This window comes from Xanthomonas hyacinthi (genome assembly GCF_009769165.1).
In the GTDB taxonomy this organism is placed as follows: domain Bacteria; phylum Pseudomonadota; class Gammaproteobacteria; order Xanthomonadales; family Xanthomonadaceae; genus Xanthomonas_A; species Xanthomonas_A hyacinthi.
The window spans coordinates 131977-146827 of record NZ_CP043476.1 but is presented as its reverse complement, the minus strand read 5'-3'; the positions used below and the strand labels follow the sequence as shown (position 1 = coordinate 146827).

The window sequence follows — 14851 nt, the reverse complement described above, 5'->3', positions numbered from 1 at the left end:
GACGCTAAAGTCGCCGCTGACGACAACGACAAGAATTTCGATATGACGACGAGCAATACGGCGGCGCGGGCGCTGCCGGTAGTGGATGCGCGGATCTATCCGCGCGGCGGCCTGGACATCCTCTCGCGCGCGGAAGTGGCGCGCCTGCGCGATGCCTCCAGCGGCGGTCTGCACGAACTGCTGCGGCGCTGCGCGCTGGCGGTGCTGACCAGCGGCAGCGCCTCCGACGACCCGCGCGCCGCGCGCGACCTGTACCCCGACTTCGACATCCAGGTCGCCCAGCGCGACCGCGGCGTGCGCATCGACCTGCTCAGCGCGCCGGCGATGGCGTTCGTGGAAGGGAAGATCATCAACGGTGTGGCCGAATTGCTGTTCGCCGTGGTCCGCGACCTGGCCTACATGGCCATCGAACTGGGTCCCGACTCGGCGGCGGACCTGGAATCCAGCGAAGGCATCACCAACGCCGTGTTCGGGCAGCTGCGCAACGCGCGCATCCTGCAGCCTGCCGATCCGAACCTGGTGGTGTGCTGGGGCGGGCATTCGATCTCGCGCGACGAGTACCTGTACACCAAGCAGGTCGGCTACGAGCTGGGCCTGCGCGGGCTGGACATCTGCACCGGCTGCGGCCCGGGCGCGATGAAGGGGCCGATGAAGGGCGCCACCATCGCCCATGCCAAGCAGCGCAAGCACGACAACCGCTACATCGGCGTCACCGAGCCGGGCATCATCGCCGCCGAGTCGCCGAACCCGATCGTCAACCATCTGGTGATCATGCCGGACATCGAGAAGCGCCTGGAGGCCTTCGTCCGCATCGGCCATGGCATCATCGTGTTCCCTGGCGGCGTCGGCACCGCCGAGGAGATCCTGTACCTGCTCGGCATCCTGCTGCGCGACGAGAACCGCGGCCTGCCGTTCCCGCTGATCCTGACCGGCCCGACCATCGCCGCGCCGTACTTCGAGCAGATCGACCGCTTCCTGCGCCTGACCCTGGGCGAGGCGGCCACCTCGCGCTACCAGATCGTGGTCGGCGACCCGATCGCGGTGGCGCGCAAGATGGCCGAGGGCATCCAGCAGGTGCGCATGCACCGCAAGGAGCAGAAGGACGCGTTCTACTTCAACTGGTCGGTGGACATTCCGCTGGAATACCAGCGTCCGTTCGTGCCCACCCACGAGGCGATGGCCGCGCTCGACCTGCATCACGGGCGTCCGCCACACGCGCTGGCGGCGGACCTGCGCCGCGCCTTCTCCGGCATCGTCGCCGGCAACGTCAAGGAAGACGGCATGCGCCGCATCGAACAGTACGGCCCATTCGAGATCCACGGCGACGCGGACATGATGCAGGCTCTGGACGAACTGCTGCGCGCCTTCGTCGAACAGCGCCGGATGAAGATTTCCGGCGAGTATCGGCCTTGTTATCGGGTCATGGCCTGACGCCTTGAGGCACAGGCAGCGTGATGGTCGCTATGTAGCGACCATCCTCTATCATGGTGTCGACTCGGCCCGCGCCGCCGGTAAGATGCTGCAGCCGGCTGCGTACCGCCTTCAGGCCGATGCGATGGCCGGTACTGTCCTTGGACGGCGTAGTCGGCAAATCGTTGGCGACCCGAACCTGCAGCATGCCGTCGACGCGGCGCACGGTGATGGTCACCACGCCACCGGTGGCCGACGGCTCGACGCCGTGCCGGATCGCGTTCTCCGCCAGCGTCTGGATTCCCAGCGTCGGCACCTGGATCAAGGGCAGCGGCGCGGGCAGCAGCCATGTCACCTGTAGGCGCGCGCCGAAGCGCAGCGTTTCGATCTCCAGGTAGCGGCGGGTGAGCGACAACTCATGCTCCAGACTGACTTCGCTGGGCCCCCCGAGCGCTGCTCGGAATAGATCGGCCAAGTCCAGCAGCAGGCGCTCGGCCGCCTCCGGTTGCTGATGTACCAACGCAACTCCTGTATTGAGCGTGTTGAACAGAAAATGCGGATGGATGCGCGCTTGCAGTGCGTCCAGTTCTGCCTGTTTGGTGCGTACCGCAAGCTGCTGCGCCTTCCAGTGGCTTTGGAGTGCCGTCAGCCCCAGGAGGCCCACGGTCAGCGCGATCCCGCTGAACTGTAGCCATAGCGCCAGCCCGCTGTCCGCATGACGTGGAAGCAGATGGCGCAGCACCGCCCACGCAAGGGTGCAGACTGCGGCGGTGACCGCAAGCAAGATCAACAGGGCGAGGTTGGCGATCGCGTTGGGGCGCAGCCGGCCGAGTTTGCTGCGCAGCAGATACAGCGTGGCCAGCGTCAGCAAGCTGATCCATTGGATCAGCAGCGAGGTCAGGCCAAAGTGGATCCAGCGGCTGCCCGCGACTCCCGGGGCGAGGGCCAGGACAGCCGCCAGCATCTCGCCCGTCAGCACTACCGACGAGATCACCGGCGCCTGCCATAACAAATCGAGCGGAGTGGCTGGCGACGGGCGGGCAGGGTGGGACTGGTCGAGCATGCGGGTTACCGGGCGAGAGGGGGCAATGCCGACTGGCGTTCCGTCTATGACAAAGATGGGGCCGCTTGTCGGTATGTGCTGGCGCTGCCAAGCGTGTAGGTACTACGGTGTGCGCATCATAATGGGGACGGGGATCTCCTATGCACAAGTGTAGCGGCAGAGGGGCGCCGCGACCGTCGGCTAGGCGGTCTGTCGGTTTCAGTCTGATTGAGCTGATGACCACCATCGCGGTGGCGGCGGTGCTGTTGGCGATCGCGGTGCCCAGCTTTACTGCGCTGATCAACGGCAGCCGGCTGACCAGCCAGGCCAACGAGTTGGTCGCTTCGCTTCAGTACACCCGTTCCGAATCGATCCGGCTCAACCGCAAGGTCACCCTGTGTCCGTCGGTCGATGGTGCCGCCTGTTCCGCTGCCGCCGGTTGGGGGCGATGGATCACGCGGATCAATGGCAGTGGCGAAGTGCTCCGCGACACGACGAGCAGCGGCAGGACCGCGATAAGCAGCGACGTCTCGGAAATTACCTTCAGTTCGGATGGTTTGGCGCGCGGTAGCGACGGGATGCTGGCCACCGCCGCGGTCACCGTGTGCATGAACACCCAGCGGCCTTCAGAAAATGCCCGTGTCGTCACTCTGGCCAACGGCTCCCGCGTAGCGGTGCGGCAGCAGTCGGCCACCTGTCAGTGAATGCCCGCAAGAGGATAAAAATGACATCCGCATTCTCCACCAGGGGAGCGCCCAGCCAGAGCGGTGCCTCCCTGATCGAAGTGATGATCTCGGTGCTGGTCATGGCGATCGGTCTGCTCGGCGTTGCCGCAATGCAGGCCACGGCCCTACGCAACAGTCAAAGCTCGCTGGAGCGTAGCCAGGCGGTAATCTCCACCTACACCATGCTGGACGCGATGCGCGCCAACCGCGACGCGGCGCTTGCCGGTACCTACAACACGGCCGGTTACCTGTGCGCGACCAACGGCAACGGATCGCTGGCGGCGCTCGATCAGGCCCAATGGGTCAAAGGCTGGCGTGCGACACTGGGGGTTGACGGTACGGCCGATCAAGCCGCCTGCGGCAGCATCAACTGCAACGGCGGCGTTTGCGAGATCGGTCTGCGTTGGGACGACAGTCGCGCTACCAACGCAGGTAACGGCCAGCTCGCTCAGGGCAGTGCCACGCAGACATTCTTGACCAAGGTTCAATTATGAGGGCGATGCGTGGGGGACTGCCGTGTAAGGGGGCCGGCTTCAGCCTGGTGGAATTGATGATTGCAATGGTGCTCGGATTGCTTGTGGTCGGAGCGGCGATCGGCATATTCATTTCCAACCGCCAAACCTATAGCGCCACCGAAAACCTTGGCAGGGTGCAAGAGGGGGTGCGTACCGCGTTCGAACTGATGTCGCGTGACGTGCGCGAGGCCGCAGGGAATCCCTGCGTCAATAACCTGCCGCTGGCGAACGTGCTCAACAGCTCCGCGTCGAACTGGTGGAGCAATATCAACCAGTGGGGCGATGCGTTCCGCGGCTACGGCCCAACGGAGGTGGCGACCGGTCTTGCTACCGGTAGCGGCAGTACGCAACGCGTGACGAATACCGAGGTCCTGCAGTTGTTCGCTGCGGACGAAAACGCCGCCACGATCTCCGTCCATGACCCGGTCGGGGCCAAATTCACCGTTAATACCGCGAGCCACGGCATTGCCTCTGGCGACTTGGCGGTGGCATGCGATTCTCGGCAGGCGTCGATTTTCCAGGTGTCCAGCGTCGCTGGGCAGAACATTTTCCATGCTGCTGGGGGCACCCCCGGCAATTGCACCACGGGACTCGGAGTGCCGTTGAGCTGTGGCGCGGGTACCGTGTTCACCTACGCCGCGCCGAGCGCCGTGGTGGTCAGGTTGCACGCGACGCGGTGGTACATCGGCAACGGCGCCAACGGGCCATCGCTGTATCAGCAGGTTGCCACCGCCAATGGCACGGTGACCACACAGGAGGTCGCCGAAGGCGTCAGCAACCTTAGCGTCCTGTATCTGGTTAGTGGGCAGAGCAGTTACCGGGCGGCGACGGCGCTCGCTGCCGGCGACTGGGCGAATGTCACCGCCGCGCGCATCACTCTGCAGCTTGTCAGTACCGATGGGACCGGAACTGGCGGCCAGGCAATCCAACGCCAGTTGATCCATGTCGTCAGCCTACGGAACCGCAATCCATGAGCCCAAGCCTCCGTTTTTTAGCCGCCGAGCGTGGTGCCTCACTAGTCGTCGTATTGATTTTGCTTCTGGTGATGACGCTGCTTGGCCTGGCGGTGCTGCGCAACACCACGTTGGAGGAGCGCATGAGTGCCAACCTCTACGACCGCAGCTTGGGGTTCCAGGCGGCGGAGTCGGCGCTGCGGCAGGCGGAAGCTGTAGCGAAAGTCACGGCCAGCAGTGCGGTGCCGTCCTCGGGCTGTGCGCAAGGAGTTTGCAGCTCGCCTGTCGCGACCGACGCCGATCGTTGGCTCAATACCAGCTTCACCGACTGGCAGGCCGCGAGTAATAACTTGGCGCAGGACGGGGTGCCGATGCCGAACGCCAAGTACATCATCGAGTACCTAGGAGATGCACCCACGTGGCCAGGTTGTGATCGCAAGATCCCGATCGACGCGCAGTGTCTCGCGCCTCGCTTCCGCATCACCGCACTCGCCGAGGCAGAGGGACGCGCGACCGTGATGCTGCAGACCAACTACATCGTTCAGTAACGGAGTTCGCCATGTGTAGGCCTCGGTCCAACAAAAACCCACAGCGCTTATGGCACCGGCGCCTGCTCAAACGCGTCACTCCGGTGCTGTGCGCCTACTTTGCGACATTGCTGGCGATCCCAGTAAATGCTGCCATTACGCTTCCAACCGAGCCGCTTACCACGGGCGCCAGGATTCCGCCGAACGTTCTATTCATCCTCGATGATTCGGGTTCGATGTCGAGCACGTATATGCCGGACGCCGTGCCTGCGACGTCGTCGCCGAACATCGCCAGCCAGGCGTATACGCGCAACACGATTTACTACAACCCCGCGACGACCTACACGCCCTGGGTGGATTCCACCGGAACGCTGAGAACCGATGCCGCGACATATGGCAGCGTCTACAGCGATGCCGCGCTGGCGAGGGGGACGACGATCAACCTCGCCAGTGCGGTTCAGACGTTCTACGTTCCGAAGGATACGTCGGCGACAAGCGAGACTTATTTGGCGAATCCCGCAAACTACTATCGTTATCAGATTCTTACGGACAGCAAGATCTACCAGGCGACATACGAGACCTATACCAAGAGCAATACCCCCAGCAACGCCGGGAGCATGGGGTGCTCCACCGATACCAAGGCCAACACCCTTGCCTGGCGCGGCTGCATCAATCTCACCCCATTGGGTGGGCTTCGTACCGAAGCTGCGGAGCGCACCAACTACGCCATCTGGTACTCCTATCACCGTACCCGGGCCAAGATCGCCAAGGCGGGGGCCGGCAAGGCGTTTAGTTCGCTGGGTAGCAATATTCGTGTCGGCTTTCGTACCATCAATAAGGGTGCTGGTGCTTCAAGCAATAGCATCACCGAAAGCGCGCCGATTCCCGTTTCTCGCAACGACGGATTGTTCGACGACCCGAGCGGAGTCAATGGGGATAATAATAATCGGACCCAGTGGTTCGATCGACTCTATACAGTCCCAGGAACCAGTTCGACGACGCCGCTGCGCGGTGCGCTGACGCGTGCAGGCGAGTACTTCAGCTCGGGCTCGGCAAGTGGCGCCTACGGCCCTCAGTCCGGCGCTGACCAGTACACCTGCCGGCAAAACTTCACGATCCTCACCACTGACGGTTACTGGAACGAATCCAATTACACCGGCCAGTCGGGCGAGCAGGATAATGTCGCGGGCGCGACGATTACCAACGCCAACAACGATAGCTATACCTATGAGCCTGTGCGCCCGTATGCCAGTGCGGACAGTTATGGTGGGCAAGGCAATCTGGCCGACGTGGCCATGCGCTACTGGAAAAACGACCTGCGCACGGATATGGAGAACAATGTTCCGACCACTAATGCCGACCCGGCATTTTGGCAGCATATGGTGACCTTCGGTATTTCGATCGGCGAGAAGGGTACGTTGAATCCGGCAACTGACCTTCCTGCCATTACCGCCGGTACCAAGTCGTGGCCGGCGACCAGTAACAATAGTATCGTCAACATCGACGACCTGTGGCATGCGACGATTAACGGTCGCGGCGATTTTGTGGTGGCGACTGATCCGGATGGCTTTGTTCAGGGCATCACCTCGGCGCTGTCAGCGATTACGGAGCGCACCGGCTCGTTCTCGAACGTTTCGGCCAGCTCCACGTCGCTGAATTCAGGCACTCGCCTGTTTCAGGCGACCTACAAGTCCGGTTTGTGGACCGGCGATGTCGCCGCGTACGCAGTGAGCGCCAGTGGGGTCGCCACGACGGCGAGCTGGCGAGCATCCGAGCGCATTCCGGCCACCAATCGCAAGATATTCACATCCGACGGGACCGCCGGCGCGGTCTTTCCGACCGCCGCACAGACTGCCGCATTGGAACGGGTAGGGACCACGAATTACCCGGTGACCGGCGCTGAGAATGCAGCCTACATCAGTGGTACCCGCACGCTGGAACTACAAAATGGCGGGTCCCTGCGTAATCGTGTCCAGGTGCTAGGCGATATCGTGAGCTCATCGCCGGCATACGTCAGCGACACCGATACCTTGTACGTCGGCGCCAACGACGGCATGTTGCACGCGTTCAATGCAGCATCCGGTGTCGAGCTGTTTGGCTTCATTCCAAGCGGCATCAGTTTGGCCAATCTGAACACTTTGAGTCGACCCGATTACGCGCACCGGTTCTTTGTCGATGGTCCGGTCGTGGCATCCAGTCGTACCCAGACGCCGAACAAGAACATCTTGGTCGCAGCGCTCGGCAAGGGGGGCAAGGGATTGTTCGCGCTAGACGTGACCAATCCAGCTGCCTTCACTGCCGCCAATTTCAAGTGGGAAGCGGGGACTTCCGACGCCGACATGGGCTTGGTGCAGGCCAGGCCTTTCATCACCAAGCTCAACAACGGCGTTACCGCGCTGATTGTGAGTAATGGGCTCAATAGCACCAACGGCCGCGCCGTGCTGTTCATCTACAATCTTGATACGGGCGCGCTGATCAGGAAAATCGATACCGGTATCGGCTCGGCTGTGACCGACTCTGCCGATTCCAATGGGTTATCCGAATCGGTTGGCTGGGATGCAGACGGCAGCGGTACCGTGGATTACGTTTACGCGGGCGACATGCTGGGCAACGTCTGGAAGTTCAACTTGAGCGCGACAACGTCTGCCAGCTGGGGCGTCTCCGGCAATGCGCCGATCTTCAGCGCGACCTACACCGGTGCCACGCCCGCAACTCGGCAGCCAATCACCGGCGGGCTCACCGTTGCGATGCATCCGACCACGTACCAGACATGGGTGTTCTTCGGCACGGGCCGGCTGATGACCAGCGGCGACATGACCAACAAGGCGGTACAGACCATCTACGGCTTTGTTGACGATGGCACGGCGAAGTCGCGTTCTGGCACGGCAGCCAACTTGACATCACGCTCGTTGGTGGTGACCTCGAGCGGGCTGCGCTCGTTCCAGGCAAACGCAGCGTTGCCTGCCGGGTCCAAGGGGTGGTATGTGGACCTGTTGACGCCACCGAACGGAACGGTTGAAGGGGAGCGCGTCGTCAGCGGTCCGCAACTCCTTAGCGATGTGCTGGTGTTCTCCAGCGTGATCCCGACCGCCAGCGCGTGCACCCCAGACGGCATCGGTTATCTGAATGCGCTGGACGCATTCACTGGCACTGGCACAAGTTCACCGTTCTTCGATGCCAACGGCAATGGTAATTTCAGTGATGACACGCTGGCGTCGGGTAGCGGAACCAAGCTTCCTGTCGGTTCAGTCAATCCGGGCATAGGCATGACAACCCAGCCAAGCCTGCTGAATGGCTTGGTGACGGTTGGCGGTTCATCAGGCAGCATGGCGAATTTGAAAATCCCGGAGGCTCGCAATGTCGGGCGTGTCTCTTGGCGCGAAGTGAAGAAAGGGGATTGATCATGGCGATATCAGATAGGATCCGGCGGCGAACTGAGGCGACACGCGTGCAGCATGGTTTTTCTCTTATGGAGCTGATGATCGTGGTTGCGATCATCGGCATCCTTGCCGGAATCGCTTACGCCAGCTATACCCAGCATGTGATCAAGTCGCGACGTTCCGCGGCGGCCGCCTGCCTGCAGGAGCGCGCGCAGCTGATGGAGCGTTATTACACGACGCGCCTGACCTATGTCGGTGCCGCCGCTCCCGCCGTCTGCGATGGGCTGGGGAATTTCTATACAGTGCAATTCAGTGGAGTGCCGGACGCCAAGACATTCACAATCCAGGCGGTGCCGACCGCTCTCCAGCGCGATGCCAAGTGCGGCACCCTGGGTCTGAACCAGACAGGGGTTCGCACTGCCAGCGGCACCGCTAGCGCAAGCGAGTGCTGGTGAAGATGTAGGTTGCTGCTACTAGGCCGAATCGACATTCATCCGTTACATTTTTAGGGATGGAGAAGAAGCCGACGTCCCCCCAACTTTGAGTAGCGCCCCAGTTTGGAGTCCAATTCCCTACCCCAAGGAGATTGGACGTGAAGAAGCGTTTTTCCGAAGAACAGATCATTGGCTTCCTGCGTGAGGCCGAAGCGGGCGTGGCGATCAAGGACCTATGCCGGCGCCATGGCTTTAGTGAGGCCTCGTACTACCTATGGCGCAGCAAGTTCGGCGGGATGAGCGTGCCCGATGCCAAACGGCTCAAGGACCTGGAGGCCGAGAACGCGCGGCTGAAGAAGTTGCTGGCCGAGCAGGTGTTCGAGAACGACCTGATCAAGGATGCGCTGCGAAAAAAGTGGTGAGCGCACCGGCGCGTCGTGCGCTGGTGCGCGAGTGGATCGGGTGCGGTGCCAGCGAGCGCCGCGCCTTGGCAGCGATCGGCATGAGCGCCAGTGCGCTGCGCTACTGCCCGCGCGAAGACCGCAACGTTGAGCTGCGCGCGCGCATTCTTGCGTTGGCGCATCGCCATCGCCGTTATGGCGTGGGGATGATCTATCTCAAACTGCGACAGGAAGGACGCATCGTGAACTACAAGCGGGTGGAGCGGTTGTACCGCGAGCAGCAGCTGCAAGTGCGCCGCCGCAAGCGCAAGAAGGTACCGGTGGGCGAGCGTCAACCGCTGCTGCGGCCATCGCAGGCTAACCAGGTGTGGTCGATGGACTTCGTGTTCGACCGCACCGCCGAAGCTCGAGTGCTCAAGTGCCTGGTGATCGTGGACGACGCAACCCACGAAGCGGTCGCCATCGACGTGGAGCGCGCGATCTCCGGGCACGGCGTGACGCGCGTGCTGGATCGGTTGGCACACAGTCGCGGTTTGCCGAAGGTGATCCGCACTGACAACGGCAAGGAGTTTTGCGGCAGGGCGATGGTCGCCTGGGCGCATGCCCATGGTGTGCAGCTACGGCTCATCCAGCCCGGCAAGCCGAACCAGAACGCCTACGTTGAATCGTTCAACGGCCGGCTACGCGACGAATGCCTCAACGAGCACTGGTTCCCGACGTTGCTGCACGCGCGCACCGAGATCGAACGCTGGCGACGCGAATACAACGAGGACCGACCCAAGAACGCAATCGGCGGCATGACACCGGCTGCCTATGCCCAACATCTTGCCAACACCGATAGCATTACCCCCGGACTCTAAACCTGGCTGCTACTCAGGGCGGGGGGACGTCGCCGGCGGAAGAAGACGAGCTGGCGTTCGCTGATCCGAGCATCGCGGCCAACGGCCCTTGAAACGGGCGAATTTTTCCGGCAATTTTTCCGGCGCAACAAAAAAGGGCTTGCGGATGATCCGCAAGCCCTTGATATTTCTGGCGCCCGAAGTTGGACTCGAACCAACGACCCCCTGATTAACAGTTTCCTTGCAAATCAACAAGTTACTGATAAATAACGAAAAGGCACGCCAAGGTGCGTGAAGCCAAATTACTTTAGAAACATCAACTTACGCCAACCTATACCAATGCGCAGAAGTTGCGCGCTGTACCGCATTCGTACCTTCAGAGGCTTCCCAATGCGTGGCGCGAAGGCCCCGCTTGGCGCTAGAGTTGGCTAGGGGTTAGGGAGGGGGATGTGGGGAAACGGGTCATTCTAATAGCAGGGATGCTGGGCTCATGCTTGGCTTTGCTTTGCGTGCCTGCGATCGCGGCCACCAAATCCGCCGGCACCGCGGCCGCTGCAAATATTAAGACGCTGCGGCAATTGCTAGGCCAGCGGGAAGGTCAAATCGACTTGGCCAGAGCCAAGGTCACCATCGACCATATGGTCGATCCCAAAGTGGACGTGGAAGGTACCTTGCGCCAGCTCGATACGTTGGCGGCCAAGGTGCGCGCTCGTTTTCCGCCTGGTGCCTCCAACAAGGTCAAGGCGAATATCCTGGTTTCGACGCTCTACAAGCCAGGGCCTTGGAACGACCATCGGCCGTTCGGCTACGACTACAGCGATCCATACGGCAAAGACATCCATAAGTCGCTGTTGTCCACCTACCTGGTCACGCGCAAAGGGCAATGCGTCATCATGCCAATCGCAGTTGTTCTGCTTGGGCAAAAGCTTGGGTTGCCCATGACGATGACAACGGCCCCCTACCATTTGATCGTCAAATACGGCGATGAAGAACAAGGTACCTGGACGAATCTGGACGCCACCAGTGGCCTCTTCCATGATGATGGCGGCTATGAGCAGGCCTTGAATATTTCGCAAGTTGCCTTAGAAAACGGTGTTTTCTTGCGGCCCTTCTCGCAGAAGGAATCGGTTTCGCTATTTGCCACTGCCGTGCTGGCACCGTATTACTTGCAAACGCACCAGCCCGAACAGGCGCTACAAGTGATCGACTTGATCCTGGCAGCCGACCCCAAGGATGTGACGGCTATGACGCTCAAAGCGAACGCATACGCCCTCCTGGTAGATCAGCGCTTTAGAAGTAGGTATCCACTGGCTGAGCAGATTCCACCAGCAGAGCAAGCAGAATTTCTTTCCTACAACCGAAACATCAGCGAGTGGCGCTCCAAGGCCGAGACACTTGGTTGGCGAGAGTGGACTAAAGCCGATTGGGACAAATATCTGAAGCGCTTCGCAGAAGAGAAATCGAAAGCACAAGGAGGCGGGTGATGCACAAGCTGAAAGCACTGACTAACGCAATGCTGGTGACGTTGGTTCTGGTCGCCGGCGCTGCTGGCGCATCAAACGATCCCGTAAAAGCCAACCCGAATACGGGCGCCAACTTCAACCGCTACAGCTACGCCGCGAACAACCCTTACAAGTTCGTTGACCCGGATGGACGCGACATCAAGTGTGCCGGCAACACCTGCCAGTTGGTTCCGATTGGCGGCAACCTTCCCACCGTGAACTTTCCCAGGCCTGAAGGTTTTCCCGCGAGTATCAGCGAGAAAGACTCCACCTTCCATCACTCATATCGATTCAGCAATGGAGGCGGGAGTGGCGATGCTGCGTACGGCCAAAAGTTGAACAACACCTTGGTGCAGAACCCTACGCCTATGCAAGACAAACCAGCCACCTTGCAGGGCAATAAGATCGACGTGAACGCCAATAACGCTATTAGCAGGATGACGGGGCAGGACAACGTAATGTCGTATCAAGTGCCCCTGCAAAGCGGCGGTAACGCCGTTCTCAATGTCACTACCGGCGACCATGCCGCCACCTGGGGCGTCGTGTTGAGAATGGTTCAGCCCGGCCAGAACGGCGCGCAGAATATCGTTACGTATGGCGAAGGCGACTCTTTCCTGCAACGCGCCTTTGATCCCAAGAACAACCAATCCAGAGAAGTGTGGACGCAGAGCGCGGAAGACATCACCAGAAAAGCCCAGCAACCATGAAAGTGCTAGCAATCAGTTCATTACTGGCGTCGCTCGCCCTCTACCTGGCCCAGATATTCCTTTATACGAAGGATCAAGAAATTCTCGTGTATGGAGTGTTCGGTGCGCTGTGGTACATGGCCATGTACCTCAATGCTTTCAGCACCCAAGTCAGGACAACCCTCACGGGCATCGTCATCCTTTCCAGCTTGGCTGCTTTTGGCTTGGGGTTCGTTCCCCATCGCCTACGGAGTGGTGCGGGGTTCGACATTTATGTAGTGCTATTCCCTGCGATCCACTTCCTGGCGACATTCGCCTTCCTTTCTGCCAGGCGAAAAGCTACTACCTAATGCTTGCTACACGCTTTCGGCAACGAAACTAATATGCGCGTACTAATCGGCCTTGTGCTGGCCCCGCTGGCACCCGGCCTACTCATGCTGGCGCTATCGCTCTTGGGAAATGCCGGGAAAGGTCTCTGGGCGTTGAAACTGATTGCGATGTTTGCGTATCCCGCAATGATCGTTCTCGGGCTCCCAATCCATCTGCTGTTTCAGCGGATCGGATGGACGAGTGTGTGGCCTTACTCCATTGCGGGCGCGTTTGTGGGCGCTGTGGTGACCCATTTCGTATTTCCGACGCTAAACGCTGGCCAAGCCAGCGCGTCTTCCATCGCAATTGCTGCAATATCGGCCGTCTTTGGCGCGATAGCCGCCGCGACGTTCTGGTTGGTTGTTAGGCCGAACAATCAAAGGGCTGGCGATAGTTAATTATTAGGGCCCATGCGTATTTTTCTCGCCGCTTTGATTTCTTCCTTGTCAGCCTTGGTCGTTCAACCGCTGGTCTTGTTCGTTTGGGTCTTCGTTCCGGCTCTGGCACAGGGCGCTGACCTTCCGTGGGACCAAGTCGGGCTCATGAGCCTCATGGCCGTTCTCTTTGCGGCACCGTTCGTGCTGGTCCTTGGCGTGCCTCTAACCATCTTTCTACACCGCACTCAGCGCCTGCGGTTGTGGCCGCTCGCTCTCGCAGGTGCTATTGCCGGAGGCATTTTTATCGGCTGGCGCGGCCCCGGATATGGAACGGGTTTTTCCTCCGGCGGCAATTGGTACGGCAAGTACGTGGACTTCGTGATTGATGGTGAGCCAACTCTCTATGGCTGGCTCAGTTACTTACAATCTATCGCCGGCTTTGCGTTGCACGGCTTAGTCGGGGCCACGGTGTTCTATCTCGTGTGGGCACGTTGGATGGGCCCCAACAATTCATTCAAGCCGAAGCCGCTCAGCGGCTCGGTTTAATCCCAAGCGATGTGCTAACTCGCTCGCACGTCCGCCAGTTCCAATTCAAGAATGGCTGGCGGTCAGTTCGGCGCATCCTCTGCGGCCCGTGAAGACGGCTCGCGCCTGTACTTGGCGATGAACCGAGCAACAGCTTCATCGTCTGTCATGGAGAGGCTGCGGCGCTCTAATGCGATAGCTAGGGATGAGTCCCGAAGCTGGTCGATCCGTGCCTGGTCAGGACAGGCTTTTTCTTCCTCCTCGCCAATCGCCGCCGAATAATCCGCGATGTGGGTATTGGCGAGTTCGCTGGCCACTTCGTAGGCCAGTACCTGCTCGTAGGTGTACGTCATTCGATCCTCCACGTGAAACGTGCAAAGTGGTACCACTTTGCGGCCCTCGGCCTATCCTGCAATAGTCCTCAAACGCTTTTCTACATGTAGAAATTCAGCGCTTCCAAAGTTTACCGCACAAAGCAAAACCGCCCTTGCGGGCGGTTCGGGTCATCAGGTTGACAACACGGAATCTGTACGTGATCGCTAGGCCTTACTCGTCGCGGCTATGCCGATGCTCATGGACAACAACGACACGCTGAATGACCGGGTACACCGGATCGGGAATCCCGTCTAGGCCGCTGTTGAACCACTTCCAGAACAGCCATGCAGCGATAGCCAGCCCGATGAGTGCAACCAGAGCATAAAGGGCTATTAGGAAGAGGGCGGGAATCGGAAACCATTCCTGAAAGACGGGGAAGGATTCATAGAGCCAGGCGGCTAGGGTCTTCATGATGGGCACTCCTGTTTGGGGTTGCTGGGTTGGGATGGTTCACCCTGCGCGGCCATCCCAACCCAGCAGCGCCAGAGCAACCGTCATCCGGTGGCCCTGGCTGGCTCCGCATCTGCCCCTACGAAGGGAAGAACCGCCTCCCCGCCGTCTTCCAGCGACAAAATCTTGCAGCGGATGGCTTCGACTTCGGCCTCGGTGGCGTCGTCCTCGTACCGGATACGCAACAAGCCTGGCCGGGAAGGCAGCTTCTTCAACCGGACGGATGCAGTCCGACTGTCAATCTCGATCAGCAACAACGGACGGAAATTGGCCTTGGCTATGGGCGCGCTTTCGTCCGCCATTCCTTGCCGTGCCGGCTTGGCCTCCCCCTACGTCAGAAT

At 60.5% G+C, this 14851-nt stretch carries 17 protein-coding genes; 13 read left to right on the top strand and 4 right to left on the bottom strand.

Features of this window, described 5'->3' with window-relative positions:
• Positions 1–42 precede the first annotated feature (42 nt).
• Positions 43–1431, top strand: coding sequence for a nucleotide 5'-monophosphate nucleosidase PpnN (ppnN, locus tag FZ025_RS00710; RefSeq protein WP_104558834.1), 1389 nt, complete (start codon positions 43–45; stop codon positions 1429–1431).
• Here ppnN and FZ025_RS00705 read toward each other — a convergent pair.
• A complete protein-coding gene (locus FZ025_RS00705) occupies positions 1421–2473 on the bottom strand; it encodes a sensor histidine kinase (protein WP_104558835.1) in 1053 nt (350 codons plus the stop codon). The two genes, ppnN and FZ025_RS00705, sit on opposite strands and share 11 nt — an antisense overlap.
• Positions 2474–2688: 215 nt before the next feature.
• Between FZ025_RS00705 and FZ025_RS00700 the strand changes: the two genes are divergently transcribed.
• The 12 genes from FZ025_RS00700 (at position 2689) to FZ025_RS00645 (ending at position 13706) form a co-directional block, all read left to right on the top strand.
• Positions 2689–3156 (top strand): GspH/FimT family pseudopilin, encoded by a 468-nt coding sequence (locus FZ025_RS00700; protein ID WP_244292434.1) that lies wholly within the window; start codon positions 2689–2691, stop codon positions 3154–3156.
• A 20-nt stretch (positions 3157–3176) separates the two neighbouring features.
• Positions 3177–3671 carry a type IV pilus modification protein PilV gene (gene pilV, locus FZ025_RS00695; RefSeq protein WP_046981254.1) on the top strand — a complete coding sequence of 165 codons (495 nt, stop codon included), beginning with the start codon at positions 3177–3179 and terminating at the stop codon, positions 3669–3671.
• A gap of 56 nt (positions 3672–3727) precedes the next feature.
• Positions 3728–4666 carry a PilW family protein gene (locus FZ025_RS00690; RefSeq protein ID WP_244292560.1) on the top strand — a complete coding sequence of 313 codons (939 nt, stop codon included), beginning with the start codon at positions 3728–3730 and terminating at the stop codon, positions 4664–4666.
• Positions 4663–5193, top strand: a complete 531-nt coding sequence (locus FZ025_RS00685; RefSeq protein ID WP_046981252.1) for a pilus assembly PilX family protein — start codon at positions 4663–4665, stop codon at positions 5191–5193. The genes FZ025_RS00690 and FZ025_RS00685 overlap by 4 nt, the downstream gene beginning before the upstream one ends.
• Before the next feature lie 83 nt (positions 5194–5276).
• Entirely contained in the window at positions 5277–8573 is a 3297-nt protein-coding gene (locus tag FZ025_RS00680) for a pilus assembly protein (RefSeq protein WP_244292433.1), read from the top strand.
• A gap of 68 nt (positions 8574–8641) precedes the next feature.
• The gene (locus FZ025_RS00675) at positions 8642–9007 is read left to right on the top strand and encodes a type IV pilin protein (protein WP_244292432.1); all 366 of its coding nucleotides are present in this window, start codon (positions 8642–8644) and stop codon (positions 9005–9007) included.
• Between the two features lie 137 nt (positions 9008–9144).
• A protein-coding gene (locus FZ025_RS00670; protein ID WP_104559073.1) for an IS3 family transposase occupies positions 9145–10247 on the top strand; the annotation gives its coding sequence in 2 pieces (ribosomal slippage) (positions 9145–9403 and positions 9403–10247; 1104 coding nt in all).
• Positions 10248–10735: 488 nt separating this feature from the next.
• Positions 10736–11710, top strand: a complete 975-nt coding sequence (locus tag FZ025_RS00665) for a transglutaminase-like domain-containing protein (RefSeq protein ID WP_244292431.1) — start codon at positions 10736–10738, stop codon at positions 11708–11710.
• Positions 11710–12435, top strand: a complete 726-nt coding sequence (locus FZ025_RS00660) for an RHS repeat-associated core domain-containing protein (RefSeq protein ID WP_244292430.1) — start codon at positions 11710–11712, stop codon at positions 12433–12435. Before FZ025_RS00665 ends, FZ025_RS00660 begins: the two co-directional genes overlap by 1 nt.
• On the top strand, positions 12432–12764 hold the full coding sequence (locus tag FZ025_RS00655; protein WP_046981247.1) for a hypothetical protein: 333 nt from the start codon (positions 12432–12434) through the stop codon (positions 12762–12764). The genes FZ025_RS00660 and FZ025_RS00655 overlap by 4 nt, the downstream gene beginning before the upstream one ends.
• A 33-nt stretch (positions 12765–12797) precedes the next feature.
• Positions 12798–13181, top strand: a complete 384-nt coding sequence (locus FZ025_RS00650) for a hypothetical protein (RefSeq protein ID WP_046981246.1) — start codon at positions 12798–12800, stop codon at positions 13179–13181.
• A 12-nt stretch (positions 13182–13193) separates the two neighbouring features.
• On the top strand, positions 13194–13706 hold the full coding sequence (locus tag FZ025_RS00645) for a hypothetical protein (protein WP_046981245.1): 513 nt from the start codon (positions 13194–13196) through the stop codon (positions 13704–13706).
• Positions 13707–13768: 62 nt separating this feature from the next.
• Here FZ025_RS00645 and FZ025_RS00640 read toward each other — a convergent pair whose 3' ends face one another.
• The 3 genes from FZ025_RS00640 to FZ025_RS00630 form a co-directional block, all read right to left on the bottom strand.
• Entirely contained in the window at positions 13769–14038 is a 270-nt protein-coding gene (locus FZ025_RS00640; RefSeq protein ID WP_046981244.1) for a hypothetical protein, read from the bottom strand.
• 193 nt (positions 14039–14231) lie between these two features.
• On the bottom strand, positions 14232–14471 hold the full coding sequence (locus tag FZ025_RS00635; RefSeq protein WP_046981243.1) for a hypothetical protein: 240 nt from the start codon (positions 14469–14471) through the stop codon (positions 14232–14234).
• Between the two features lie 83 nt (positions 14472–14554).
• Positions 14555–14812: a transcriptional repressor KorB C-terminal beta-barrel domain-containing protein gene (locus tag FZ025_RS00630; protein WP_046981242.1), complete on the bottom strand. Its 258-nt coding sequence runs from the start codon at positions 14810–14812 to the stop codon at positions 14555–14557.
• Positions 14813–14851 lie beyond the last annotated feature (39 nt).

Coding starts and splice junctions, on each gene's coding strand:
- ppnN (WP_104558834.1), top strand. CDS start 43: ATGACGACGAGCAATACGGCGGCGCGGGCGCTGCCGGTAGTGGATGCG.
- FZ025_RS00705 (WP_104558835.1), bottom strand. CDS start 2,473: ATGCTCGACCAGTCCCACCCTGCCCGCCCGTCGCCAGCCACTCCGCTC.
- FZ025_RS00700 (WP_244292434.1), top strand. CDS start 2,689: ATGACCACCATCGCGGTGGCGGCGGTGCTGTTGGCGATCGCGGTGCCC.
- pilV (WP_046981254.1), top strand. CDS start 3,177: ATGACATCCGCATTCTCCACCAGGGGAGCGCCCAGCCAGAGCGGTGCC.
- FZ025_RS00690 (WP_244292560.1), top strand. CDS start 3,728: ATGATTGCAATGGTGCTCGGATTGCTTGTGGTCGGAGCGGCGATCGGC.
- FZ025_RS00685 (WP_046981252.1), top strand. CDS start 4,663: ATGAGCCCAAGCCTCCGTTTTTTAGCCGCCGAGCGTGGTGCCTCACTA.
- FZ025_RS00675 (WP_244292432.1), top strand. CDS start 8,642: ATGGAGCTGATGATCGTGGTTGCGATCATCGGCATCCTTGCCGGAATC.
- FZ025_RS00660 (WP_244292430.1), top strand. CDS start 11,710: ATGCACAAGCTGAAAGCACTGACTAACGCAATGCTGGTGACGTTGGTT.
- FZ025_RS00655 (WP_046981247.1), top strand. CDS start 12,432: ATGAAAGTGCTAGCAATCAGTTCATTACTGGCGTCGCTCGCCCTCTAC.
- FZ025_RS00650 (WP_046981246.1), top strand. CDS start 12,798: ATGCGCGTACTAATCGGCCTTGTGCTGGCCCCGCTGGCACCCGGCCTA.
- FZ025_RS00645 (WP_046981245.1), top strand. CDS start 13,194: ATGCGTATTTTTCTCGCCGCTTTGATTTCTTCCTTGTCAGCCTTGGTC.
- FZ025_RS00640 (WP_046981244.1), bottom strand. CDS start 14,038: ATGACGTACACCTACGAGCAGGTACTGGCCTACGAAGTGGCCAGCGAA.
- FZ025_RS00635 (WP_046981243.1), bottom strand. CDS start 14,471: ATGAAGACCCTAGCCGCCTGGCTCTATGAATCCTTCCCCGTCTTTCAG.
- FZ025_RS00630 (WP_046981242.1), bottom strand. CDS start 14,812: ATGGCGGACGAAAGCGCGCCCATAGCCAAGGCCAATTTCCGTCCGTTG.